Below are 24,080 nucleotides of genomic sequence, written 5' to 3'. Positions count from 1 at the left end.
CCGGGCGCGCTTCACCGCTCCAGCTTGCCGGCGAAGACATAGCCGGCGCCGCGCACCGTCTTGATCAGTTGCGGCTGCCCGGGGTCCTGCTCGATCTTGCGGCGGAGCCGCATGACCTGGGTATCGACCAGCCGGTCGAAGGCCTCGAAATCCCGCCCCTTCAGCAGGTTCAGCAACTGGTCGCGGTCCAGAACCCGCCCTGCGTGCCGCAGGAAGACGGCAAGAAGCTCGAACTCCGCGGTGGTCAGCGGAATGTCCGCCCCGTCCCGCCCGCGCAGGGTCCGGCCGAGCGGATCGAGGGCGTGGCCGTCGAAACGGATCACGGCTTCCGGCGGGTCGGGCTCGGCGGGCTCCGGCGTGCCGCGCCCGGTCATACGCCGCTTGAGGGCGCGGATCCGGGCGAGGACCTCGCGCAGGTGGAAGGGCTTGGCGATGTAATCGTCGGCCCCCGCTTCCAGCCCCGCCACCCGGTCGATGACATCGTCCTTGCCGGTCAGCATGATGATCGGGACATCCGAGCGCGCCCGGATGGCCCGGGCGAGCGCCAGCCCATCCTCGCCGCCGAGCATGAGATCGAGCAGCACCAGCGTGACGTCGCCGCCGAGGAGAGCCGCATGCGTTCCGGCCTCGCTGTCGGCTTCCCTGGTCCCGTAGCCCTCACCGGCAAGATAGCGGCGCAGCATCGTGCGGATCTGGGGATCATCGTCAACGATCAGAATTGTCCCCGCGTCCACGGCCCTAATCCATCGATGGTCGAAACAGATGAAGGCACTTATTTATATGAACTTGTCATAAAACGCCACACAAAGCCGCGAAATGTCAACAAAGATTGGCTGTTCCGGCATCGGCGTGTTGCAGTGAGCGTTTAGGAGTGACGGCGCTGAGTCTCGAGCCCTATCAACCCTGGACGCATGAGGACCACGCCAATGTTGCATGTCGCTGCCGAGCCGTCTCGGTCCACGATTGCCAACTGGAGTGCCGCCGGTGAGCCGGGCTTTCGCGCAGGTGCGCTGGAGGCCGGCGCCTCGCTGTTCATCGAAGGCGAAACGGTGGACAAGATCTACGATCTCGTGTCCGGCATCGTCCGGCTGTCGAAGATGCTGCCCGACGGGCGCCGGCAGATCCTGGGCTTCCTGTTTCCGGGCGAAATCTTTACGCCGTCCGGCTTCGCCATCAGCCATGGCGGCTGCGCGACATGCTCCGCGGATGCCGTGACCGCGGTCGAGGTCGTGACGCATCGGCTCAGCAGTTTCGATGGGCTGCTGGCCAGCCGGCCGGAACTGACGCGCAGCCTGCTGGCCACAGCCGCGAAGAGCCTTTTCATGGCGCAGCAACAGATGCTGCTGCTCGGCCGGATGAGCGCGACCGAACGCCTGGTCTGGTTCCTGCTGCGGATGGCCGAACAGCAGGATGTCGAAGCCGGGGAACCGATCCGCCTGCCGATGTCCCGTGTGGATATCGCGGATTACCTCGGGCTGACGATGGAAACCGTCTCCCGCGTCTTCCGCTGGCTGCGCGAGCGCAACATCATCGCCCTCAAGGGGGCGACGGAAATCCGGATCGTCGATCCGGGACGGGCGCGCCAGATCGCCGATTGCGCCTGCAGCGCGACAATGCCGCGCTGCAGGCAATAGGGTCCCCGGATCGGATCAGGATGCTCGCGTTGTCACGACGATGGCGCACCGCGTCCGATCCGGACGGACCGGAAAATGCTCCAGACGAAACAGGTCCCACCATGCCTGACCGCTCCCTCCTTGCAGCCGCCGATACCGACGCCGCGACGTCTCCGCCCTGCGGGCGCGGCCTTGTCGGGCGCCGGAGGGCACGCGGGGCCTGGGAGATCCGGATTTCACCAGTCATGAGTTCCCGCTTCATGCCGGAGCGGTGGCTTTCTTTTCAGAATTTCAGGATCGAGCGAAAAATTTCCTGAATTTCCAATAAAAACCGATAATTGTTCAATATTACAGAAGTCGACAGGCTTTCGGCCGGCCCACATCTTGTGTTTCGCGACGCCGCCGGCCCCAGATCGTCTCCCGGCGAATGTTTTACTTTTTTAATTATTTCAACTTTTTTGAAAAATTTCTCGAAAATTAAAAAATTTTCATTGACCCGTCATTTTTCGGGTTGTATAAACTGATTAGATCAACTGGAGGTTGATATGCGGCTTCTCATTTTTGGTAAAACGTTCGACAGGCACGACAGCCTGAACAGCTTCATCAAGTCGAAACTCGCCGTCATCGACGAGACGGCAGACGTCGACGAAGCGGTCGATCTCTCCCATCATTACGAATATGAAGCGGTGGTGATGCGGGTCTTCGATACCTACAGGATCGAGTTCGACCTGATCCGCCGCCTGCGGAAATCCGGATTTCGCGCCCCGATCGTGGCGGTCGCCAACACGCTGGCCGAGTCCGCCCGCCTGCATATTCTTGAGGCCGGGGTCGACGATCTCATCGTTGGCGCTCCCTCATACGAGGAAACGTTCCTGCGCATCCAGAATCATATACGCAGGAACCGGGGCTTCCAGGACTCTTCGCTTTCCGTTGGCAATATCGAGGTCAACATGAATGCGAAGAAGGTCTTTGTCGGCGCCCGCGAAGTCGCCGTCACGAAGAAGGAGTATCAGATCATCGAACTCCTCGCGCTGCGCAAGGGCTGCGTTCTGAGCAAGGAAGCGATCCTCGATCATCTGTACGGCGGCCTCGACGAACCGAACGCCAAGATCATCGACGTGTTCATCTGCAAGATCCGCAAGAAGCTGCTTGCCGCAGACGGCCAGGACGTGCTCGTCACCAACTGGGGACGCGGCTATATGATGGCCGACCAGCGCCCCCAGAACATGGTTCAGACGGTGACCGCGCCGGGCATCCAAGCCAGGATCAAGACGACTGCAAGCCTTGCAGTCGCTTGACCCTCGAACCCGGGATCTCGCGGCACCTCACTGACCGAAGGCAGCAACGGATGCGGCGATTGGCGCGACCGGCCTGCCCTGGCTTCGGTGACCGGCATTTCCCGAATTCATTTCGGCATCATTACCAGGTCTGATGATGGTGATGGTGGTGATGATGGTGGTGATGATGCTCATCGGCCTGCTGGATCCGGGCGCCACCCTGCTCCGCGCGCTGGCGGGCGAGCGCCGCATCGTGCTCGCGAAGCATGACGGAGGCATTGGGGACCGGGCCGAGAAGTTCAGCATAGGACGCCGCTTCAAAGCGGGGCGCCGGGGGAAGCGACGCGGCGGAACTCATCACCGGGGCGGCGATAGCGGCCCCGACCACTGCGCCGAGAATACAGATTGTGGTCTTTTCCATCTTCGCTCTCCTTTCGATTGGTGAGACACAGGAAAGAGATTGACCGTGGCGTTTCTGTGACGCTGAATTTGTTTGAAACTTTACAATTTCTTTACCCTGCCAAGGTCATGACCCGGATCATGCGGGCTTCGGAGCACATCGGCACGCGCGGATCATCGTCCGGGATGTCGCGTGACGCCTTTTGGTCCTGGGGCGCTTTTTCGAGGACGTGGCTTCAGTCACGGCGTCAATCATTCGCGCGACATGTCATGTGATTGTCGTGTATCCGCGCAATAATCGGATCGCGGCCATGTGCCGGCGAATTCCCCGGCGCGGCGTCATCGGCAGGTCAGGTCGGCGGACCGGCGATCCCGGCCTGATGTCTGGTTCCCGATTCGTCGACTCACAGTCATTTACGGCCGATTGGTGAGACGCACCGGTTGACGAGGCCGATACTCGCAGTCCGCATCGAATTCACGGCACCGCATTGCACAATCGGAACCGATGGATGCTTCAGGACGATCGATCAAGCACAATTTTCGATGATCACAATTCAATTTTTGCTTTTTGTTTCATTATATTTTTATTTGATTTGTTCATTCAAAAATAGTTTTGAACGTTTATAGAATAACGATAAAATATTACAAATGCGTTTTATTCAATTTGATGATCCGATCATTAAATATTTTATGATCATATTTTTGACACAAATTGACGACGATTGCGCCATATCCGCTCCTTGTCTTGGCAGCCATGGACGGACATTCAAAAGACCCACAGTCTCGACACATGCCCTGCCCAGATCGGCCCGGTCATGGGCTGCCTGCCCGCTTCCAGCCCGCACGCTGGGCTGCCGGACTGGCGCTGGCGCTGCCACTCTGCTGCCAACCCGCTCAGGCGCGCCTCGAACACCGCCAGAGCGAGGTCCGGTCCGGGGCAGGCATTCCCGCGACGGCGATTTCCCATCCGCTGGCCTGGTATGACCGCGATCGGGCCCCGATCGTCCTGAAGGGACGCTCGGCTTCGGGCGACATCACGTTCCAGGTGGCCGATCATCGGGAGGTTTCGGCCGCCGAGCTGCATCTTCTCGGCACCAATTCCGCATCGCTGATCGGTGGCGCCTCGCAATTGCTGGTGCTGCTGAACGGCTCGCCGCTGAAACAGATCCCGCTCGACGGCTCGTCGCCGACGATCGACCGGACCATCGGCATTCCACCCGGCGATCTGCGGGATGGAACGAACCAGCTCACCCTGTCGGTCACGCAAAAGGCGGCGCAGGGCTGCGAGGCGTTCGATGACCCCGCGCTGTGGACACGGATTTCGCCGAAGTCGCAACTGTCGATGAGCTACCGGCGGGACTCGGTTCCCCTCACCCTCGCCAGCCTGAAGTCGAGCTTCATGTCGTGGCAGCCGGATACGTCCCACATATTCGTCCTCTACGATCCCGCGCTCGCGCGCGCGCCGGAACCGATCATGGCGATCGCGCGGTCGGTGGCGCGGGCCGACGCGATGCGCGCGGTGTCCTTCGTCGCGCGGCCGCTCGACCGGGTCGGCAAGGCCGTGGCGCAGACATCGGCCGCGACCGTGATCATCCTCAAGCTGGAGAACGGAGCGGCCGCCGGCAGCGGGCTCGACGCCGCGACGCTGTCGATCGCCCGCAATCCGGTCGGTGGGGTCGTGATGACCATTGCCGCGGAAACGCCCCGCGCCCTTACCGGCGCGGCCCGGCTGATCGGGCGGCCCGGAACGGTGTGGCCGAACGAACAGAGCGCCGTCATCCGCGTTCCGGCCGCCACCGGCCACGCGCAGAGCCCGCACGCGCCGGCAGCCAGCCCGACCGATATCAGCTTCCGCGCCACCGGCCTGCCGACACAGACCGAACACGGCCGCAGCAGCCAGTTCGCGCCGGTGACATTCTGGAATCCCAACTGGGACAGCCATGCGATCCTGTATCTCCACATGGCCTATTCGGCCGGTGGCGGGGCGGGGTCGATGATCCAGGCGCTGGTCAACGGGAAAATGGTCAACACGATTCCGCTGACCAATCCCGATGGCGGCACCTATCCCGATTACAAGCTGCTGGTTCCGCAGGATGCCCTGAAGGTGGGGCGGAACCGCCTGGTGCTGAAGCCGGTCTTTCAAATGCAGCACGCGGCGGCCTCCGCCTGCGTCGCCAATGATTTCGGTCACAACCTGGCGGTGACGGTGTTCTCGGACAGCCACCTGACCATCATCGGCGGCGCGCCGGTCGACAAGGACGATCTCGCGGCGATGACCACGGGCGTGTATCCCCTGCGCACGATCGCGATCGCCTCTCCCTCTCCGGCGGCGATCTCCGCCGCCGCCACCCTCGGTGCGAAGCTGGCCCAGGTCACGCCGGATCAGCCGCTGAACCTCGTGCTTGAACCCCACCCCGCCGCGAAGCCGGGGGTGCTGGTCGTCGGCGCGGTCTCGCGGCTGCCGGAGCAACTTCTGTCGGCGAGCGGCATATCGCTCGTGGGCGGCTCGCCCGCCGTGAAGGAGCCCTCCGGCCGGACGCCGCATGTTCCCGACGCGGCGGACCTGGACGACGTGACCGCGTGGCTGGGCCGCATCTTCGGCAACAGGGCCGAAAGCGCGCCCACCGGCAAGACCGGCCACGGCCAGGCCGCCGACGCGACGGTGCAGGGCTTCGGCAATGCCGCGATCATGGCGGTCGCCGACGCTCCCGCGGTGCCCGATGCGCCGGGGCGGCTCGCTCCCGCCATCGTGCTGACGGCGAAGAGCGATGCCGGGCTGGCGCAGGCGATGGGCAAGCTGGTCCACACCGCGACATGGCGGCAGATTTCCGGCCAGGCGATCGTGGTCGCGCCGGCCAAGAGCGAGTTGCAGGTCCTGCCGGCGGAGAACGTGCCGATCGGGCCTTCCGCGCGGCTCGGCTTCCTCGCCACACGCAATCCCCTGACCACCGTATTGGCCGTGCTTGGCACGCTGGTGATCCTGATCCTGCTGGTCCGGACCTTCGTGACGCTCAGGCGGCGGCGGCTGCACCCCTCAGTAAAAGGAGTCGACGAGCGATGAAATCCGCAAGTTTGCGCCGCACCGCGCGGCGCGCGACCAGGGCCGGGATCGTCACCTGCATCTCGACCATCGCGATCACCGCAACCGCGCGGGCCGCCCCGCACACGAACCTGTTCATCGCCGGCGGCCAGTATGCCAACTCGTCGCAGAGCGCGTATCTCGGCGCGATCCTGCCATTGCCGGGCGGAACGCTGGGCAAGGGGTTCTTCGTCTCGCCGTTCGCCGGCTGGAACCGCTACACCTTCCAGAAGAACGGGCAGAGCTTCACCGGAAGCGAGCCGTCCGCGAGTGTCGCCATTGGCCACGCCTGGGACGAGCCGGATTTCAACCTGAGCCTTTCGGTAGCCGGCGGGTATTCGAATACCACAGTGACGCCCTATGCGCCGAAGGGATCGTTCCACGGCGGCCAGTGGTTCGCGGAGCCGGAAATCTATGCCCAGCTCAAGCTTCCGGCCGGGGCCACGGCAACCGTGAACGGCGGCTACCTGACCGGCATGCGGAGCTACTGGAGCAGCGCCTACCTGCTGGTGCCGGTTTCGCCCTCGATCGCGATCGGGCCCGAGGCCGATTTCGGCGGCGGCATCAACTATCGTTCCCGCACCTTCGCGCTGCGCGTTGCCGACAAGCTGACCAGTTCCCTCGATGTCGATCTGTCCGCCGGCGCGACGACGAACCTTCCGGGTCCGTATCACCCGTATGTCGCCCTGAATCTCAGCGTGCCGTTCCGGTAATCGCATGACCGACATGGCGAGACGCAATTTTCTCGGTCTTCTCGGCGCGGCCGCGCTCACGGGCGGCCCGGTGATGATGGCGCGGGAGCTGTGGCAATCGTCCTGGCGCGGCTACCGGCACGGATTCATCGACGGCCAGGGGCGGGTCATCGACTATTCCGCCAACAAGGGATTCAGCACTTCGGAGGGGCAGTCCTATGGCATGTTCCTCAGTCTCGTCGCCGGCGACCGCGCGACGTTCCGCCGCATCCTGAACTGGACGAACACGAACATGGCGGGCGGGCGCCTCGGGGAGGTGCTCGCGGCGTGGAAATGGGGGCTGCACGGCGGCAAATGGGGGGTGATCGGCGCCAACTCGGCGGCGGACGCGGATGCGTGGATGGCCTATTCGCTGCTCGAGGCCGCCCGGATCTGGAAGGATCACAATCTCGGCGCCGAGGGGCACAAGCTGGCGACGCGCATCGCCGATGACGAGAGCGTGGCGATCAACGGATTTGGCCGGGTCCTGATACCCGGCGCCTCCGATTTTCCGGACACGCCGCCCGTCATCGTCGATCCGAGCTATACGCCGCTGTTTCTGGCCCGCGGCATCGCGCGCGCGACCAACCTGCCGAAATGGCAGGCGATCGCGGCCACGCTGCCACGGCTGATGACGACGATCTGCCGCAACGGATTCGCCCCCGACTGGGCCTGGGCGCCGCAAGCCCCCGCCTCGCCGCCGGCGGGCCTGCCGGAGACCGGCACCGGATCGTTCGATGCGATCCGGTGCTATCTCTGGGCGGGCCTGACCGCGCCGGAAACGGAGGGGAGCGCGACCGTTCTCGCCTCGCTGAAGGGCATGGCCCGATACTTGGCCACCCACCGCGCGCCGCCGCAGAGCGTCGATCTCGCGAGCCAGGCGACGCACGGGACGGGCGGGATCGGGTTTTCCGCGGCGCTGCTGCCCTACCTCGCGGCACTCGGGCGCCACCGGCTGCTCCATCAGCAGCTCGGCCGCGTGCTGGCCCAGCGGGAGACCAGCGGCCTGTTCGGCCAGCCCGCCGACTATTACTCGGAAAACCTGATCCTGTTCGGACTTGGCGGACTTTCGGGAAGCATCCGCTTCGACAAGCAAGGAGGTCTGATCACGTCATGATGCGCCATCTCCCCGCGTTGACCAATGGCCTCACCTTCATCGTCGCCGCAGCCGTGGGCTTCGTGCTCATCGCCGCCACGCTGCTGCCCACGACGGGGCCCCTGCCCGATATCGAACAGGGCGTCGTCTTCGGCCTGCTGCTGATCCTCTACAATCTCGATGGCGGATGCCGGAGCCGGCGCAAGCGGCCGATCGTGCGCATCTCCATCAGCGCCCTGACCATCCTGCTGACGTGCCGTTATCTGGACTGGCGGCTGACCGACACGCTGCCGTTCGGGTTCGGCACGATCAACATCGCCCTCGGCATTCTTCTCGTGCTCGCCGAACTGCACGGCATCGGCTCGGCCATCATGGGGCAGATCATCAACGTGCTGCCTCTCGACAGGACGCCTCAGCATTTCACGCTCGACCCCGCGTCCTGCCCCACCGTGGACATCCTCATCCCCACCTACAACGAGGATCCCGAGATCGTCGAAACCACGGTGATCGCGGCAACGCAGATCGACTATCCCGCTTCGAGGTTCAGGGTCTACATCCTCGACGATGGCGGCACGGATGCGAAGCGCGCGAAGCCGGGCGCCGCCGGACGGGAGGCGGCGCGGCGGGCGGAGACGCTGCGCGAGATCGCGCGGAAATTCGGCGCGATCTATCTCACGCGGCCGGAAAACGTTCACGCCAAGGCCGGCAACATCAATCACGCGCTCGGCCAGATCGACGGCGAGCTGATTCTCGTTCTGGATTGCGACCATGTGCCGACGCGGGACTTCCTTTCGCGCACCGTCGGGTTCTTCCAGGCCGATCCGAAACTGTTCCTGCTCCAGACGCCGCACAATTTCGTGACGCCCGATCCGATCGAGCGCAATCTTTCGACCTTCGAGGTGATGCCGGCCGAAAACGAGCTCTTCTACCATGTGATGCAGCCCGGCCTCGATTTCTGGGGGGCGGCGTTCTTCTGCGGCTCTGCGGCCGTCCTGCGGCGCCATGTCCTCGACGAGATCGGGGGGATCTCGGGCAAGTCGATCACCGAGGACGCGGAAACCACCGTGAAGGCGATGTGCCGCGGCTACCGGACGGCGTTCTACAACCGGCCGATGGTCTCCGGCCTGCAGCCGGAAACGTTCTCCGGCTTCATCCTCCAGCGGGTGCGCTGGGCGCAGGGCATGATGCAGATCTTCATGCTCGACAATGTCTGGCTGAAATCGGGCCTGACCTTCATGCAGCGGCTGCTGTTCACCAACTTCGCCTTCTACTGGCTGTTCCCGATCTCGCGGAGCATCCTCCTGCTGATGCCGCCGCTGTTCCTGTTCTTCGGGTTCAACGTCGCGGCGACCACGCCGCGCCAGTTGCTGGTCTATGCCCTGCCCTACTACCTCGCGGCGCTGGTCAACAGCCAGTATTTCTACGGGCGCGTGCGCTGGCCGTTCATTTCCCAGGTCTACGAGACGGCGCAGACCGTCTTTCTTTCGGCGGCCCTGGTCTCGGTGCTGCGGCGGCCGCGCGCGCCGAAATTCAAGGTCACGCCGAAGGGCGAAATGCTGGACAAGGATTTCATCTCCGGCCTGTCCTGGCCTTTCTACTGGCTGTTTGCCCTGGCCTGCGCCTCCCTCGGTATCGGGCTCTGGCGCATCGTGACCCAGCCGCAGCTGCGCTGGGCGCTGATCTTCGTCGTGTTCTGGGTCGTGCTCGACATGATCGCCCTGCTCGGCGTGATCGGCGCGCTGGCCGAACGGCGCCAGACGCGCACGATGCCGCGCATCGGCTGCAAGGGGCCGGCCTGGATGCATCGCGACGGCGGCGGCTGGGTCGAGGCGGCGTTGCACGACCTCGGCCGCGGCGGCGCCGGGTTGGTCCTTGCCGCCGGAACGGAGGGCCCGCAGCCCGGAGACCGTGTGCGCCTGCACGTTCCGGGCCTGCGCGGCGGGCTTCCCGCGGTGGTGCGGCATCGCAAGGATGGCGCACGCAACAGCATCATCGGGCTGCAATACGTATCCGATGGTGTCGCCGAGGCGCGGGCCGCGGTGGACCGGGCGTTCGGCGACAGCGAGCTGCTCGTCCGCAACGCCGCCCTCCGGCACCGGGGCACGAGCATCGCGTATGCCTTCGGCTTTCTCTTCGCCATCGGATTGCGCGGTACGGCGAGGCATTTCCGGATCCTCGCACGCGACGCCGCGATCACGCTGCGGGTGTCGCGCCAGCGCCGGGCCCTGCTTGCCAGCAGCCGGCAGGCCGAGGAGAACGGCGGCCAGAAGGCTCGCCTCGCCCCCTTGTCATAGGATGAACCGATGCGCCGGATGCCCCTTGCCGCTCTGCTGTCCCTCTCGGCGATCCTGGCGGTCCGCGCCGCCCATGCCGCCCCGCAAGCGGCGGGATGCGCCTGGCGCAACGACCATCTTTCGACGGCACGCCGCACGGCGCTGCTGCTCCATGCCCTGACGCCCGGCGACGAGACGGATCTGATTGCCGGAGCGGGAACGCATGAACCCTACGTGTTCTACACCAGGGGACTCAAGCGGTTCTGCATTCCGCCCATGGGTCTCGAGGATGGGCCAGCCGGTGTCGGCGACAAGCTCGGCGGCGTCACGGCCCTGCCCGCCGGCGTGGCGCTCGCCGCGACCTGGGATCCGTCGCTCGCGCGGCGCTACGGGGCGGTGATCGGCGCCGAGCAGAAGGCGAAGGGAACCGCCGTCGATCTCGGGCCGACCGTGAACATCGATCGCGATCCGCGCTGGGGGCGGTCTTTCGAATCCCTCTCGGAAGACCCTTATCTGGCCGCCCGGATCGGCGTTGCCGAGATCCGGGGCATCCAGTCCACCGGCGTCATGGCGCAAGTGAAGCACTTCGCCGTCTACAACCAGGAGACCTATCGCAACACCCCGGAGGACGACGTCATCGTCTCGCCCCGCGCGCTGCATGAAATCTACCTCCCCGCCTTTCGCGCCGCCGTGCGGCGCGCCCATGTGGCCTCGATCATGTGCGGCTATGCGACGATCGGGGGGCATGAGAGTTGCGGCGACAAGGCGTTGCTGACCGGCGTGCTGCGCGCGGACTGGGGATTCCGCGGCTTCGTCACCTCCGACTATCAGGCCATTCACGCAACGGCCGACGCGGCCGCCGGCGCCGATATGGAGCAGCCCTTCGCGACCTATTTCGGCGCGCGGCTGACGCAGGCGGTCGCGGCCGGAAAGCTCGCCCGCAGCGTGCCGGAGACGATGACGCGGCATATCCTCGCCGAAATGTTCCGCTTCAGGCTGTTCGATCATCCGCCCCAGGGCAGCACCACGGCCATCGTCGCGACCCGGGCGGATCGCCTGGCGGCGACCCGGATCGCCGAAGCCGGGACGGTGCTGCTCAAGAATGATGGAAACGTCCTGCCGCTCGATCCGGGCCATGGCGGGACGATCGCGGTCATCGGGCCCGCCGCATCGATCCAGCCTGTCTACGCCGGCGGCGGCAGCGCCAACGTGGTGCCCATGCAGCCGGTCCCGCCGCTCGCCGGCATCGATCACGCGCCGGGGATGACGCGCCACGTCGACTACGTGGCGGGATTGCCCGCCGACAAGGCGCTGACGCCGATCCCGCCCTCGGCGCTTTCGGGTCCGTTCCGGCCCACGCCCCTGCACGGTTCGTTCCAGGCCGTGCTCACCGCGCCGGAGACCGGCACCTACGTGCTCGGCATCACCAACCCGTGCCATTGCTATGCGCCCACCGATCTCTCGCTCGATGGCAGGGAATTGCTGAGCGATCCCGGCACGCCGCCGGTTTCCACCTATTCCGCCGCGGTGCAACTGCGGAAGGGCGAGCGGTACAGGCTCGGCGTCACCGGCGCCGCGTCGCGCCTGACCTGGGCCACGCCATCGACCCTGCGGCCCGATATCGCGCGCGCGGTCGCGGCGGCGCGACGGGCCGCCGTCGCCATCGTGGTGGTGGCGGACGACACCGAGTCGGAAGCGGCGGACAGGCCCGATCTCGACCTGCCGTCCGCCCAGAACCGACTGATCGAGGCGGTGTCATCGGCAAATCCGCACACGGTCGTGGTCATCGATGCCGGAGCGCCGGTCGCCATGCCCTGGCTCGGCAAGGTCGCCGCGGTCGTTGATGCGTGGTATCCGGGCGAGACCAACGGAACGGCCCTGGCCGCGATCCTGTTCGGCAAGGCCGATCCCGGCGGGCACCTGCCGGTCACGTTCCCCGCACACCTCGCCGACATGCCGACCGCGCCGGTGGCGCGCTTTCCCGGCACGGGCGGCAGGGTCGACTATTCCGAGGGAATCGACGTCGGCTATCGCTGGTATTCGGCGCATCATGTCAGGCCGCTGTTCCCGTTCGGGTTTGGCCTCTCCTACACGCATTTCGCGTTCAGCGACCTGAAGGTCGTCTCCGGCCCCGGCGACGGGACACGCCCGGTCGTCGTATCCGCCCTCGTCACGAATGCCGGCAAGGTTGCCGGCAGCGACGTCGCCCAGCTCTATCTCCGTTTCCCGCGCAGCGCGGGCGAGGCGCCCCTCAAGCTCGTCGGCTTCCGCCGCGTCCGGCTTGCTCCGGGGCAGTCGAAGCGTCTCCGCTTCACGGTGACGCCGCGGCAGACCTGGTGGTGGCACGGTTCGGGCTGGACGGCCTCGCCCGGCACCTATCGGCTGTATCTCGGCGATGCCGCCGACGATGCCCATCTCGCGCAACGCGTTTCGTTCCCGATGCCGCAGACGGTCGGCGCCCGGAATGTGCTGGTCGAGGCGCCGGAACAGGCCATCCCCGGCCAGCCCGTCAAGGTGAAGGTGTCGCTCTCGGCCGGCGGCGAGGCGACGCTCCGGCACGTGCGGCTGAGGCTCGACGCGCCGGCGGGATGGCGGGTTTCCGCCATCGGTTCCGCGGCAGGGGAAGGCATCCAGCCTGGAGAGGCGGTTCGCGCGACCTTCACGGTCACGCCCCCCGGCTGGGCGGCGGCGGGGACCTATGCGCTGCGGGCGGTTGCGCAACTCGGCGCGAGACATTGCACCAGGGGGGCCGACGCAGGATGTGTCACGGCGACGCGGGACAGCGGCGCGATGATCACGCTCGCGGCCCGATGAAGGGATGCCGGCGCGGCCGGTTCAGGGGCGGGGCCGCCAGGCCCGGGGGCGTATCACGAAGAGCCTGGGGACATCAGGCGGTCATCGTCAGGTCCCGGCCGAGCTTCTTGGCCTCGTAAAGCGCCGCGTCGGCGCGGATGAATGTCTCGTCCAGGGTTTCGCCGACCAGGAACTCGGCGATCCCGGCCGAGAATGTCGTTCTGGCGCGCAGGCATGACGCCCAGCATTCCGGGCTTGCCATATGCTCGCGCAGCCGGCGAACGATGGTCTGCGCGTCGATCAGCGTGCTGTCCGGCATGACGAGGATGAATTCCTCGCCGCCCCACCGGGCGAAGATATTGTCGGCGCGCAGCACGAGACGCCCCTCGCGGCCGAAGGTGCGAAGCACCTCATCGCCCACGCCGTGGCCAAACGTGTCGTTGATCCGCTTGAAATGGTCGAGATCGAGAATGGCGACGCAGAGCGGGGCACCGCTGCGGCAGGCGCGGGCGGTTTCGCGCTCGATCAACTCAAGCGCGTGGCGGCGATTTGGCAGTCCCGTCAGTTCATCACGCGTTGCGAGGATCTGCACCTGTTTCAGCGCGTCGCGAAGCTGCCGGCGCTGCTGTTTCTGGTCGAGGCGCATCTGGCTCAGCTTGCCGGCGATGCCGGCAATCACCGGCAGGAACGCCAGCATCAGCGCGAACTGGAACACCTCGATACGCGGATCGAAGCGATCCGGAGAGACCGTGGCGCCGATGGCCATCGCGACACCGAAGACCGCGACGGCAAACCAGCCCAGATCCCGGCACCGGCGGGGCGGGAGCTGGAACGCGCCGAATTCGAGGACCAGGGCGGCCAGCATCAGCAATTCGCCGCGTACCTGCGGGTTGATCAGATAGGCGGCACCGAGCAGCGTGATGGCGAAGACCATCTGCGGCAGGCTGAGCGTCGGATCCGGCCAGCGCCTGCTGATCCCGCTCCTGAGCAGCACGTAGAACGCGACTTCGCCGCCCAGCGCCACGATGGTCAGCCATAGCGACTGCGTGGCATCGACTAGATTCAACGAGACGCCGATCCATTCCGCGACCAGGCAGAACAGATAAAGCGCCATCGAAATGAGTGTCAGGCCGATTGCCAGCCGTTCGGCCTGATCGGTCCCCAGTATTGCGGAAAATGGCGGAAGAGGCGCGCGGCGCTCGCGGTAGAAAGCTGTGGACTCGGTCATCCCCCGCCCCAGCGACACTGTCTTGTGATGGCGCCTCGAAACGTTCGGACATGCAGGGAAAAATGGACGATGGAGCCCGCACCGGTTCTTGGCATATCCACACGTTTCATGAGCAGACATTGGGATAATTTTGGATAATTATCCTTTTAGTCTTTAAATCCAATTAAAATTACGAGTCAAAAATTATTTATCGAATTATTCAAATTATCGATAATCGTTTCAAAATTAATCAAATTGGCGACGGCAGACCATCATTGCCTGACGCCAGGCCACGATCGGCGATCGGCCGCGGACGGGGCCGGTTCCGCCACGGCCGTCTTCAGCACGTTCATAAGCTCGGCGGAATTCAGGGTTGCCGCATGACCGCCAGCAAGCCGACGGGTCCGGCGACGGGCCGGGGGGCGCCGGCGTTCCGGTGCCGCGCGAGCCGTGGGGCTGGCAGCATCGGACTCCATCCGGCCCGGGTTTCCTATTTCGACGCCTTGAAGGCCGCGGCCTCCTCCGCGCTGGCGACGCCGCCATGCTTCGCCGACCAGGCCACCGGGTCTTCCAGGAACTTGCGCACGCCGGCCAGGGTCGCCTCGGGGAAGTAGTCGCCGCCGCGGCAGGCTTCCAGCACGTCCCACCAGGTGCAGAGATGGTGCAGCGACATGCCCATCTCGGCCAGCGTGTTCAGGCTGCCGGGGAAGACGCCGTAGTAGAACACCACGAAGACGTGGTTGCAGATCGCCCCGGCCTCGCGCAGCGCGTTGGCGAAGTGGATTTTTGATCCGCCATCGGTGGTGAGGTCTTCGACGAGGAGGGTGTTCCTGCCCTCCGGCACGTCGCCCTCGATCTGGGCGTTGCGGCCGAAGCCCTTCGGCTTCTTGCGGACATAGGCCATCGGCAGGCCCATGCGGTCGGCCATCCAGGCGGCGTAGGGGATGCCGGCGGTCTCGCCGCCGGCGACGGCCTCGATCGTCTCGAAGCCGACATGGCGGTAGAGCTTCTCGACGCCGAGTTCGCAGATCTTGGCGCGGGCGCGGGGGAAATAGATGATCTTGCGGCAGTCGATATAGACCGGCGCCTTCCAGCCCGAAGTGAAGGTGTAGGGTTCCTCGGGGCGGAAATTCACCGCCCTGATTTCGAGCAGGATGCGGGCCGCGGTGAGCGCGGCGTCACGGTCCCAGTCGGTCGCGTGGCCCAGGCCAGACGTCATGATATCCCTCCGGTTCTGGCCGACGTCCTAGAACACCCCTGCCCTGCCGTCCACCGTCTTGCGGCGGGGCGGAGGCGTGGCTAGACCGGCTCAAACTGGCGCAAGGAGCTTCGGAATGGCCAAGATCAAGGTTAAGAACCCGATCGTCGAGATGGACGGCGACGAGATGACCCGGATCATCTGGGGGTTCATCAAGGACAAGCTGATCCTGCCCTATCTCGATGTCGACCTGAAATACTACGATCTCGGGATCGAGAACCGCGATGCCACGGACGACAAGGTGACGGTCGACTCGGCGCTGGCAACGAAGGAATACGGCGTCGCGGTGAAGTGCGCGACGATCACGCCGGACGAGGCGCGCGTCAAGGAATTCAATCTCAAGCAGATGTGGCGCAGCCCGAACGGGACGATCCGCAACATCCTCGACGGCACGATCTTCCGCGAGCCGATCATCTGCGCGAACGTGCCGCGCCTGGTGCCGCACTGGTCGCAGCCGATCGTGATCGGCCGCCATGCCTATGGCGACATCTACCGCGCCGCCGAAACCAAGATCCCCGGCCCGGGCAAGGTGCAGCTCTCCTACATCCCGGCCGATGGCAGCAAGCCGCTGATCCTCGACGTGCACGATTTCAAGGGCCCCGGCGTCGCGCTCGGCATCCACAACACCAAGGCCTCGATCGAGGGCTTCGCGCGGGCGAGCTTCAATTACGGGCTGGCGCGGAACTATCCGGTCTATCTCTCGACCAAGAACACCATCCTCAAGGCCTATGACGGCATGTTCAAGGACGTGTTCCAGGAGATCTTCGACGCCGAGTTCAAGGCGGAGTTCGACAAGCGCGGCCTGACCTACGAGCACCGGCTGATCGACGACATGGTCGCCTCGGCGCTGAAGTGGAACGGCGGCTATATCTGGGCCTGCAAGAACTATGACGGCGATGTGGAGAGCGACATCGTCGCGCAGGGCTTCGGCAGCCTCGGGCTGATGACCTCGGTGCTCATGAGCCCGGATGGCAAGACGGTGGAGAGCGAGGCGGCGCACGGCACCGTGACCCGCCACTATCGCGAGCACCAGAAGGGCCGCCCGACCTCGACCAACCCGATCGCCTCGATCTTCGCGTGGACCCGCGGCCTCGCCTATCGCGGCAAGTTCGACGAGACGCCCGAGGTGACCGAGTTCGCCGAGACGCTGGAGCGCGTCTGCGTCGAGACGGTGGAAAGCGGGTTCATGACCAAGGACCTCGCGCTGCTGATCTCGAAGGACCAGCCCTGGATGACCACGCAGGACTTCCTCGCCAAGCTCGACGAGAACCTGCAGGCGGCGATGGCGAAGCGCCAGGCCGCGTGATGGTGGGGCCCTGGGATCCATCCCCGGATCGCAGGGCCGCACACCGGACAGCATCATTGACTGAAAGACGGGGTGCCTTCCCTATATGGGGATGATGGAAAGCATCCCGTTCTCGGTTCTCGACCTCGCCCCCGTGCCGGATGGCGCGACGCCGGGCGATGCGCTGCGCAACAGCATCGACCTCGCCCGCCACGCCGAGGCCCTCGGCTTCAACCGTTACTGGCTGGCCGAACACCACAACATGCCCGGAATCGCGAGTGCCGCCACATCGGTGGTGATCGCGCATGTGGCGCAGGCGACGACGCGGATCCGAATCGGCTCGGGCGGGGTGATGCTGCCCAACCACGCGCCGCTGGTGATCGCCGAGCAGTTCGGCACGCTGGCCGCGCTGCATCCGGGGCGGATCGATCTCGGGCTCGGCCGCGCGCCGGGCACCGACCCACGCACCGCCCACGCGCTGCGGCGGAACATGGAGGGGACCGAGGCGCGCTTCATCGAGGACGTGATCGAGCTGCAATCCTACTTCCAGCCGGCGGCCGCGGAGCAGAGGGTGCGCGCGGTGCCGGGCGAAGGGCTCGACGTGCCGCTCTGGCTGCTCGGATCGAGCACGTTCTCGGCCGAACTCGCCGCGGCCCTTGGCCTGCCCTTCGCCTTCGCCGCGCATTTCGCGCCCGACCTGCTGGGTGCGGCGCTGACGCTGTATCGCACGCGGTTCCAACCCTCGGCTCGGCTGGCGAAGCCGCATGCGATGATCTGCGTTACGGTCTGCGCGGCGCCGGATGACGGGGAGGCTGAGTTCCTGTTCACCTCGCAGCAGCGCGCCTTCGTCAATCTCCGTCGCGGCCAGCCCGGCCTGCTGCCCCGCCCGGCGCCGCTCGACGGGTTCTGGAGCGAGCGCGAACGTGCCGGGGTGGAGCACGCGCTGGCCTATGCGATGGTCGGCGGGCCGGCACGGGTGGCGGCGAAGCTCGCCGGCTTCGTGGCGGAGTTCCGGCCGGACGAACTGATGATCGCCTGCCAGATCCACGACCACGCGGCGCGCCGGCGCAGCTACGACATCGTGCGCGAGATACGCGGCGGCCTGAGCAAGGCCGCCTGAGGCGTCAGCCGGCCGCCGGCTCGTTTTGCTCCCAGCCGCCGCCGAGCGCCTGGTACAGCGAAACGAGATCGGTCGAGATCTTGGCCTGGCTCTGCGCCTGCGCCTGTTCGGCCGCCAGCTCCGATTGCTGCGCGGTGAGAACCTGCAGGTAGTCGATCAGGCCTTCGCGGTAGCGTTCCTGGGCGAGTGAAAGGGCGCGGCGGGTCTGGGTGACATCGGCCTGCAGCGCCGCCTGGGTCTTTTGCTCCTCGTCATAGGCGGTCAGCGCATTGTCGACCTGGTGGAAGGCGGTGAGCACGGTTTTCGCGTAGTTCACCGCGGCCTCGCGCTGCTGCGCCTTTCGCAGGTGGAGCTCGCCGCGCAGGCGCCCGCCCTCGAAGAGGGGCATGGTGATCTGCGGGCCGATTGCGTAGGTGACGGCGGAGAGCTGGTTCAGGTTCGAGAATTGCAGCGCCTGCAGCGAAACCGAGCCGGCGAGGGAGATGTCGGGAAAGAAGCTCGCCGTCGCGACGCCGATCTCGGCGGTGGCCTGGTGCAGGCGGGCGGTCGCCTCGCGGATGTCCGGACGGCGCTGGAGCAGCTGGGAGGGCAGGCCGATCGGCACCACCGGGGGCACTGGCGGAATCGGCTTCGCGGTCACGAGCTGGGCGCGGAGCGCTTCCGGGCCCTCGCCGAGCAGCAGGCTGAGCTGGTTGATGTCCGCCGCGATCGCGGTTCGCAGGGTGGGGATCTGGGCGCGGACGGATTCGGCCTGGGCCTGGGCATCGGCGACGTCGAGCGCGTTGGCGAGGCCCGCCTGCTCGCGCTGGCGGGTCAGGTTGGCGATGTGCTCGGCGCTGGCGAGGTTGCGCCTGGTGATGGCGAGGACCGCCTGCTGGGCGCGCAGGTTGATGTAGTCGTGCGCCACCTCGGCCTCGGTATTGAGGAGGACGGCGCGGCGGGCATCGCGCGACGCCTGGACGGCGGCGAGCGAGGCCTCGACGGCGCGGCGGTTCTTGCCCCAGAGGTCGAAATCGAAGACCGAGGAGAAGCCGTACTGGAAGAGGTTGAAGGGCTGCAGCTCGGAGCCGGGCAGGCCGCCGCCGCCGATCGATGTCGAGCTGCCGCTGGCGGTGGAGCCGGCATTGGTGCTGGTCGAGGTCGATCCGCCGCCGCTGAGGGCGGTGAACACGCCCTTGTTGCTCGGCTTCTCGCGCGTGTAGGAGCCGGAGAAATTGAGGTTCGGGTAGAGGGCGGCACCCTCGATCTGCGCCTGGGCCTCGGCTTCGGCGAGGCGCTCGGTGGCGGCCTTCACGTCGAGATTGCGGGCGATGGCCTCGTGCTCCAGCGTGGTCAGAGCCGGATCGTCAAAGCTCTGCCACCAGGCGAGGTCGACCTTGCCCTGGCTGACCGTGTCCGGCGAGGTCAGCGCCGGACGATTGGCGAGAAAGGAAGCGGCCGTCCTGGTCCGGGGCGCATGGAAATTCGGCCCGAGTTCGCAGCCGCCGAGCGCCATGGCGGCGAGCATCGCCGTGCCCATGAGGGCGCGCCGGCGCAGGCGGGGAGCAAAAACCTCAGATCTCATAGACGACTCCTTCGGCAGCGGGACTCGACGGGGTGCTCAGCAGCAGCACGACCGGCCAGACCAGCAGGGCCATCAGGCCCAGAATGTGGAACAGGTCAAGATAGCTCATGAATGCTGCCTGATGTTGCACCGCCGCGCCGATCTGCGAAAGGGTCTGACCGTGCAGGCTGGCATACGGTGTGACGGACTCTGCCAGCCTGGCATGGTGGAACTGGGTGCGCCAGGCCAGCAGCGTGGTGACGAAGGAGATGCCGATGCTGCCGCCGATGTTGCGGACCTGGTTGATGATCGCCGAGGCGTCGCCGTTGCGGGCCGGCGGCAGGCCGACATAGGAGAGCGCCGAGATCGGGATGAACAGAAAGGGCAGCGCGATCACCTGCAGGACGCGATCGATCGAGATCGTATAGAACGAGGCATTCGGCGCGAGGTGGGACTGGAAGATCAGCGCGATGCCGGTTTCGACCAGGCCGCCGACCAGAAGCACCCGGGCGGGGATGATCCGGCCGGTGACGACGCCGGCCAGCGGCATCAGCCCGATCGTGGCGAGGCCGCCCAGCGCCAGCGCGAAACCCGCGGTTTCGGAGGAGTAGCCCATCAGCGTCTGGGTCAGCTGGGGCAGGAGCTGGGTGGTGCTGAGCAGGATGAAGCCGATCACGAACATCACGAGGCAGGAAATCGCGAAATTGCGATGGGCGAAGAGGCGCACGTTCACCACCGGCTCGGGGTGGCCCCATTCCCAGACGACCAGGGTGGAGAGCGAGACCGCCCAGACCGCGAACAGGCTGCGAATGAAGAAGCTGCCGAACCCGTCATCGATCGAGAACTTGTCGAGGAAGATCTGCAGCGCGCCGAAGCCGACGGCGACCAGCAGCAGGCCGAGCCAGTCGAAGCGCAGGCCGCCGGCGAGGCGCGCCGCGCGCTCGCGGACCAGAAGTTCCGGCTCGTCGACGAATATCGCGATCAGGGTGAAGGCGATCAGCCCGATCGGCAGGTTGATCAGGAACACCCAGTGCCACGAGAGATGGTCGGTCAGCCAGCCGCCGAGGATCGGGCCGGTGGCCGGGGCGACGATGATGACGAGGCCGAACACGGCGAAGACCTGGGCGCGCTTCTCGGCGGGGAAACTGTCGGCATACATCGACTGGGTGATGGGCTGCAGGCCGCCGCCGCCAAGCCCCTGAAGCACACGGGCGACGATCAGCATGGTCAGCGAGGTGGAGACCGCGCAGAAGACGGAACTCGCGGTGAACAGCGCCACGCAGATCAGGAACAGCCGCTTGCGGCCGACGACGTCCTGCAGCCAGCCGGTGATCGGCAGTATGATGCTGTTCGAGACGAGGTAGGAGGTCAGCACCCAGGTGCTTTCGTCGGGGCTGACCGCCAGCGAGCCGGCGATATGGGTGAGCGCGACATTGGCGATGGTGGTGTCGAGCACCTCCATGAACGGGGCGAGCGCCACCATCGCCACGATCAGCCAGGGGTTGTAGAGCCCCGCAGCCGAACGCGGCGTGTTCGGCCGGGAGGCGTAGAGCAGGCTCATTTGCCGCGGATGCGGATATAGGGCTCGACCGACATGCCCGGGGCCAGCAGGTAGCGGGAGATCCGGCTGTCGTCGAACTCGATGCGGACCGGCACGCGCTGGACCACCTTCACGTAGTTGCCGGTGGCATTCTCGGCCGGCAGCAGGGAGAAGATGCTGCCGGTGCCGTGCTGGATGCTGGCGACCCGCGCGTGGAAGGCGACGCCCGGCACGGCATCGACATAGACATTCACGCTCTGGCCCGGGCGGATGGCGCCCAGCTCGGTTTCCTTGTAATTCGCGGTGACCCAGACATGGTCGCCGACGACGGCCATCATCGCGGTGCCCGCGCCGACGACATTGCCGGTGCGGACGGTCTTCTTGGCCACCCAGCCGGAGACCGGGGCCCGGATCTCGGTATAGCCGAGTTCGAGCCGGGCATTCTCGACCGCGACGCCGGCGGCCTTCACCGCGGCGTCCGCCGCGGCGACGGCGGCCTGCGCGGCCTTGACCTGCTGGCGCGCCGCATCGGTGCGGGCGACGGCGGCGCGCAGATCGGCCGCAATGGCGTCGCGCGTCGTGGGCGTGACCGCGCGGGGGTCGACCTTCGCGTAGCGCGCCTCGTCGCGCTTCGCCCGGAAGAGGGTCGCGTCGGCCACCTCGACATTGGCGCGCGCCTCGGCGAGATCGGCCTCGCGGGCGCCGAGCTGGGCCTGGGCCTGGGCCCGTTCGGCCTCGGCCCGGTCGAGCGCCACTTTCTGCGTGCCGTCATCGAGGCGGACCAGAAGCTGGCCGCGGACGACATGCTGGTTGTCCTTGACGAGCACGGCGACGACCTGACCGGAAATGCGCGGGGCGATCTGGTGGATCGAGCCGTCGATCTCGGCGTCGGTGGTCGAGGCGAAATCCCTGGTGCGCCACCAGTAGACGAGGCTGGCGCCGGCGAGGCCAAGCAGCACCAGGACCAGAATGATGAAGGGCCGGCGGCTCCTGCGCGAGCCGTCGACCGGTGTGGCCCGCGAGACCGCTGGGCGATTCTCGCTTCTCTCCTTCAATTCGTTCATGGAATGACCTTATCCCATCGCCGGATCGGCTGTCACCGGGCGCCAAGGCGCCATGGCCTGGCTCCACCCGCACAGCGCGCGGAACGATGCTTCCGTAACGGGAATGGCGCGGCGCGTCGATGGAAAATCCATAAATTAATAAAGTTTTAGCCTCAATGCCGATTCGGCTTGCAAACCGAACCGGGAGACATGATACTACCTAAGGTAGTAATTTGCAGTGTGCTACTATCGGGATGGATGAAAAATGACGCATTTTCAGACGATGGACGCTTTCGTGCGCGAACGGATCCGGGCCTGGCCGCAGACGCCTCCCGGCCTCGAACACGCGGATCCGCGCGGCCGCGGCGTGTGGCTCAAGGCCCGGCCGGGGCCGGCGATGGAAAACGACGCCCCGTCCCTGAAAATTCCCGGCGCCTCCCGCATGCGGACCTTCCCGGACGGGCTGTGGCTCTGGTTCGGCGGAACCGGCGCCGATCCCTATGTGGACATTTTCGCCGTCGAGGTCTGCGGCAGCCTGCAGAACCTGCTCGACAAGCGGTCCCGCTACACGCCGAGCCTGCATTCGCTGCTGGTCTCGTGCCCGGCCGTGTGGCTCCGCCGGCCGGTCGACGAGCGCGACGCGACGCCGCGCTGGGAGCGCGCCGGCCTGTTCGACACCGCCCCCGAGACCGCAATTGCCTTGCCGGTGCGCGACATGCGCGTGCTCTACGCGCTCAAGACCAAGCATTTCCGGGAGTTCGCGGCATGCAATATCGCCCATGCGCATGAGCTGTTCGCGCCGGTCGACATTCTGCTCGACGAGGACGGCTGGCGGGCGCCGGCGCTGCGTCAGTTCCTGTTCCACGCCGCGCGGCGGGCGAATTTCTGGGATTCAGCGTGCCATGGCAGCGACGAAGCCGGGGCCGGCGACCTGCAGGCCGGCGCGCCCGATAGCGGCGCGCGCGAGATCAGGCCGGTCGGAAATCATGCCGTCCACGCCAAGCCGGATCATCCGGTCAAACGCCTCCGGCGCATTGACCGTCCAGGGCAGCACGGCGAGGCCGAGCGCATGAGCCTCACGGACATCGTCCTCCTCGAGCGTGGCATGAAACGGCGCCCAGCACACGGCACCCGTGGCAGCCACGGCGCGCGGGAGATTGCCGCCAAATGCGCCTAGGTCGCAGCCATCGAGCCAGAGCGGGCCGGCGCTGACCGTCTCCGGCTCGGTCAGGCAGCAGCGGCGCAGCGCCGGCGCCGCCGCCGCCGCCGCACGCAGCACCCGCCAGTCAAAGGCGAAGAGCACGGCCCGGTCGAGCGCGTCGTGCCGGTTGAGGCAGGCGATCACCGCCTGGGCGATCCGCTCGGGCGGCGCGGTGAGGCCGGGACGGTCGGGGAAGGTTTTCACCTCGATCAGCAGATCCCGCCCGGACAGCGCGGCGATCACGGCATCGAGGGTGGGAATTCGCGCGCCGTCGGCGGGCGTCTGCTCCGGGTAGCGCGCCGCGTAGTCCGATCCCGGCCGCAGGCGGCCGACATCGAAGCTGCCTAGATCGGCGAGGGTGCGCTCGCGCAGCAGGGGGGCGGCATCCGGCGCGAGCCAGGCGCCGTCGGCATCGCGCGCGATATCGGGATTGAGGCGGGGATCGTGATGCACGACCGCGACGCCGTCGGCGGTAAGGCCGACATCGAATTCCGCGCCGGTCAGGTCGAGCGCGGCGATGCTCGCGAAGCCCTCCAGCGTGTTCTCCGGCAACAGGCCTCGGGCGCCGCGATGGCCGAACAACGCCATGGGGCGCGGGGAAGGCATTCGCTCATTCATGCGG

General features: G+C 66.4%; 17 protein-coding genes. 9 read left to right on the top strand and 8 right to left on the bottom strand.

All coding sequences use genetic code 11. From position 1 onward, the window contains the following. Nucleotides 1–11 precede the first annotated feature (11 nt). The gene (locus ACRY_RS05325; RefSeq protein WP_007423090.1) at nt 12–734 is read right to left on the bottom strand and encodes a response regulator; all 723 of its coding nucleotides are present in this window, start codon (nt 732–734) and stop codon (nt 12–14) included. Nucleotides 735–926: 192 nt separating this feature from the next. On the opposite strand from ACRY_RS05325, the gene ACRY_RS05320 reads away from it, so the two are divergent. Both ACRY_RS05320 and ACRY_RS05315 read left to right on the top strand, forming a co-directional pair. Beyond that, the gene (locus ACRY_RS05320; RefSeq protein WP_007423091.1) at nt 927–1,634 is read left to right on the top strand and encodes a helix-turn-helix domain-containing protein; all 708 of its coding nucleotides are present in this window, start codon (nt 927–929) and stop codon (nt 1,632–1,634) included. A gap of 524 nt (nt 1,635–2,158) precedes the next feature. Continuing rightward, on the top strand, nt 2,159–2,911 hold the full coding sequence (locus ACRY_RS05315) for a response regulator transcription factor (RefSeq protein ID WP_011941616.1): 753 nt from the start codon (nt 2,159–2,161) through the stop codon (nt 2,909–2,911). Nucleotides 2,912–3,032: 121 nt separating this feature from the next. On the opposite strand, the gene ACRY_RS05310 is transcribed toward ACRY_RS05315, so the two are convergent. Further along, nucleotides 3,033–3,311: a hypothetical protein gene (locus tag ACRY_RS05310; protein ID WP_050751090.1), complete on the bottom strand. Its 279-nt coding sequence runs from the start codon at nt 3,309–3,311 to the stop codon at nt 3,033–3,035. Between the two features lie 768 nt (nt 3,312–4,079). Here ACRY_RS05310 and ACRY_RS05305 point away from each other — a divergent pair. From ACRY_RS05305 to ACRY_RS05285, 5 genes are read left to right on the top strand one after another with little or no spacing between them, the layout of a single operon-like run. Further along, nucleotides 4,080–6,350, top strand: coding sequence for a cellulose biosynthesis cyclic di-GMP-binding regulatory protein BcsB (locus tag ACRY_RS05305; protein ID WP_043509068.1), 2,271 nt, complete (start codon nt 4,080–4,082; stop codon nt 6,348–6,350). Then, nucleotides 6,347–7,081, top strand: a complete 735-nt coding sequence (gene bcsS / locus ACRY_RS05300; protein ID WP_007423095.1) for a cellulose biosynthesis protein BcsS — start codon at nt 6,347–6,349, stop codon at nt 7,079–7,081. The genes ACRY_RS05305 and bcsS overlap by 4 nt, the downstream gene beginning before the upstream one ends. A 13-nt stretch (nt 7,082–7,094) precedes the next feature. Next, nucleotides 7,095–8,216 carry a cellulose synthase complex periplasmic endoglucanase BcsZ gene (gene bcsZ / locus ACRY_RS05295; RefSeq protein ID WP_231295349.1) on the top strand — a complete coding sequence of 374 codons (1,122 nt, stop codon included), beginning with the start codon at nt 7,095–7,097 and terminating at the stop codon, nt 8,214–8,216. Further along, complete coding sequence (gene bcsA / locus ACRY_RS05290) at nt 8,213–10,489, top strand: UDP-forming cellulose synthase catalytic subunit (protein ID WP_011941613.1); 2,277 nt, start codon at nt 8,213–8,215, stop codon at nt 10,487–10,489. The genes bcsZ and bcsA overlap by 4 nt, the downstream gene beginning before the upstream one ends. Before the next feature lie 9 nt (nt 10,490–10,498). Continuing rightward, entirely contained in the window at nt 10,499–13,282 is a 2,784-nt protein-coding gene (locus tag ACRY_RS05285; protein ID WP_011941612.1) for a glycoside hydrolase family 3 C-terminal domain-containing protein, read from the top strand. Between the two features lie 73 nt (nt 13,283–13,355). Here the strand turns inward: ACRY_RS05285 and ACRY_RS05280 are convergent, their stop codons facing one another. Both ACRY_RS05280 and ACRY_RS05275 read right to left on the bottom strand, forming a co-directional pair. Next, nucleotides 13,356–14,489 carry a sensor domain-containing diguanylate cyclase gene (locus ACRY_RS05280; protein WP_011941611.1) on the bottom strand — a complete coding sequence of 378 codons (1,134 nt, stop codon included), beginning with the start codon at nt 14,487–14,489 and terminating at the stop codon, nt 13,356–13,358. A gap of 469 nt (nt 14,490–14,958) precedes the next feature. Beyond that, nucleotides 14,959–15,687: an orotate phosphoribosyltransferase gene (locus tag ACRY_RS05275; RefSeq protein ID WP_007423100.1), complete on the bottom strand. Its 729-nt coding sequence runs from the start codon at nt 15,685–15,687 to the stop codon at nt 14,959–14,961. A gap of 115 nt (nt 15,688–15,802) precedes the next feature. On the opposite strand from ACRY_RS05275, the gene ACRY_RS05270 reads away from it, so the two are divergent. Continuing rightward, nucleotides 15,803–17,032 (top strand): NADP-dependent isocitrate dehydrogenase, encoded by a 1,230-nt coding sequence (locus ACRY_RS05270; protein ID WP_007423101.1) that lies wholly within the window; start codon nt 15,803–15,805, stop codon nt 17,030–17,032. 85 nt (nt 17,033–17,117) lie between these two features. Next, on the top strand, nt 17,118–18,131 hold the full coding sequence (locus tag ACRY_RS05265; RefSeq protein WP_011941610.1) for an LLM class flavin-dependent oxidoreductase: 1,014 nt from the start codon (nt 17,118–17,120) through the stop codon (nt 18,129–18,131). A 4-nt stretch (nt 18,132–18,135) separates the two neighbouring features. Here ACRY_RS05265 and ACRY_RS05260 read toward each other — a convergent pair whose 3' ends face one another. The 4 genes from ACRY_RS05260 to ACRY_RS05245 all read right to left on the bottom strand — a co-directional run bounded on the left by ACRY_RS05260 (nt 18,136) and on the right by ACRY_RS05245 (nt 24,076). Then, complete coding sequence (locus tag ACRY_RS05260; protein WP_011941609.1) at nt 18,136–19,695, bottom strand: efflux transporter outer membrane subunit; 1,560 nt, start codon at nt 19,693–19,695, stop codon at nt 18,136–18,138. Next, nucleotides 19,685–21,235, bottom strand: coding sequence for a DHA2 family efflux MFS transporter permease subunit (locus ACRY_RS05255; protein ID WP_011941608.1), 1,551 nt, complete (start codon nt 21,233–21,235; stop codon nt 19,685–19,687). The genes ACRY_RS05260 and ACRY_RS05255 overlap by 11 nt, the downstream gene beginning before the upstream one ends. Then, on the bottom strand, nt 21,232–22,278 hold the full coding sequence (locus ACRY_RS05250) for an HlyD family secretion protein (RefSeq protein ID WP_011941607.1): 1,047 nt from the start codon (nt 22,276–22,278) through the stop codon (nt 21,232–21,234). The genes ACRY_RS05255 and ACRY_RS05250 overlap by 4 nt, the downstream gene beginning before the upstream one ends. A gap of 871 nt (nt 22,279–23,149) precedes the next feature. Beyond that, a complete protein-coding gene (locus ACRY_RS05245; protein WP_011941606.1) occupies nt 23,150–24,076 on the bottom strand; it encodes a glycerophosphodiester phosphodiesterase in 927 nt (308 codons plus the stop codon). Between the last annotated feature and the right edge of the window lie 4 nt (nt 24,077–24,080).

The sequence above is a fragment of the Acidiphilium cryptum JF-5 genome (assembly GCF_000016725.1).
Classification (GTDB): domain Bacteria; phylum Pseudomonadota; class Alphaproteobacteria; order Acetobacterales; family Acetobacteraceae; genus Acidiphilium; species Acidiphilium multivorum.
The sequence above is the reverse complement of the archived record's forward strand: the minus strand, read 5'-3'. Positions and strand labels throughout refer to the sequence as shown.